General features: G+C 64.6%; 2 protein-coding genes. Both read left to right on the top strand.

Features of this window, described 5'->3' with window-relative positions:
• The first annotated feature begins 117 nt into the window (after positions 1–117).
• Complete coding sequence (locus D3H34_RS32610) at positions 118–819, top strand: FadR/GntR family transcriptional regulator (RefSeq protein ID WP_286186559.1); 702 nt, start codon at positions 118–120, stop codon at positions 817–819.
• 74 nt (positions 820–893) lie between these two features.
• A complete protein-coding gene (locus D3H34_RS32605) occupies positions 894–1,430 on the top strand; it encodes a dihydrofolate reductase family protein (RefSeq protein ID WP_205736862.1) in 537 nt (178 codons plus the stop codon).
• The last annotated feature ends 3 nt before the right edge of the window (positions 1,431–1,433 follow it).

The raw sequence follows: 1,433 nt of genomic DNA, 5'->3' as shown, positions 1-1,433 counted from the left end.
GTCTCCAGCTCTTGGTTGATTTATGGGACGGTGCTGCGCGTCGGGGTGAATAATACAATCATCATATGATTGACGTCAAGCCAGTGAGAGGGATGGCAGCGGTTATGCTTGCAGCCTATGTCTCCACCTCGTTTGCGCAACTTTCACCATCAAATCGTTGACGCCGTGGGTGCGAGCATCGTTGCCGGGCGCTATGCCGAAGGCGCGCAGTTGCCGACCGAGCCCCAGCTCGCGCAAACCTATGGCGCGAGCCGGCTGATCATTCGCGAAGCGATGAAGAGCCTCGCGGCCAAGGGCCTGGTCTCGATACGCCCGCGTACCGGCACCCATGTGCTGCCGCGCGCCGAATGGAACCTGTTCGATCCCGCCGTGCTGGGCTGGCAAAGCGAAGCGCCGCCGGACAAGAAGCTGATCGCCGATCTGATGGAGCTGCGCCAGACGATAGAGCCGCTGGCCGCGCGGCTGGCCGCGGCGCGCGCGCAGCCGCAGCAGGTGGCCGACATCCGCGAAGCTTTCGAAGCCATGGCCCAGGCCCAGACCCAGGCGTCGTACATCGAGGCCGACCTGCGCTTTCATGGCGCCGTGGTGCGCTCCTGCGACAACCAGTTCATCCGGCAACTGGAGACCGCGTTGTCCGCGGTCTGGAAGACGAGTTTTCAGGCGTCCAGCGACGCCTGGGGGCCCGACGCCCAGGCGCTGGAATTGCACCGGTCGCTATTGCATTCCATCGAAGCGCGCGATCCGCAGGGCGCGGAGGCCGCAGTGCTGGCGCTGATCGCGCGCGCGGTGGTGCGCATCAATCACACGCAAGTGCAGTAACGGGGCCAGGCGCTGCGCCTGCACGCGTGCCTCCTTTGCGCAATAATATACGTTGTATATTTATTGGGCTGCATATGGCCAGCGCACATGTTTTCATTGCCACCAGTCTCGATGGCTTCATTGCCCGCCCCGACGGCGATATCGACTGGCTGCTGCAGCGCGATGATCCGGACGAGGATCATGGCTACGCGGACTTCATCGCCGATAAGGACCTGATCGTGATGGGCCGGGGGACCTACGAGAAGATGCTGACCCTCGGCCCCTGGGCGCATGACCGGCCCGTGCTGGTGCTGTCGAAGCAGCTGGCCGGTGCGCCGGTGCCCGAGGCGCTCGCGGGCAAGGTGCGGTTCAGCGGCAGCGCTCCACGCGAGCTGATGGAGACGCTGGCCGGACAGAATGTGCACCGGGTCTATGTCGATGGCGGGCAACTGGTGCAGTCGTTCCTGCGCGCAGGGCTGGTCGCCGACATGGTGATCACCACGGTTCCCGTGCTGCTCGGGTCGGGCCGGCCGCTGTTTGGCGCGCTGTCGCGGGACATCGATTGGACGCTGGTCTCCAGCCGCAGCTTTCCTTCGGGACTGGTGCAGTCGCGTTACCGGCTCAAGCCATGAGCC

The sequence above is a fragment of the Acidovorax cavernicola genome, from assembly GCF_003581445.1.
This window is presented reverse-complemented; position numbering and strand designations above follow the sequence as displayed.

Excerpts from the sequence above, each read along its gene's own strand:
- D3H34_RS32610 (WP_286186559.1), top strand. The coding sequence starts at position 118 with ATGTCTCCACCTCGTTTGCGCAACTTTCACCATCAAATCGTTGACGCC.
- D3H34_RS32605 (WP_205736862.1), top strand. The coding sequence starts at position 894 with ATGGCCAGCGCACATGTTTTCATTGCCACCAGTCTCGATGGCTTCATT.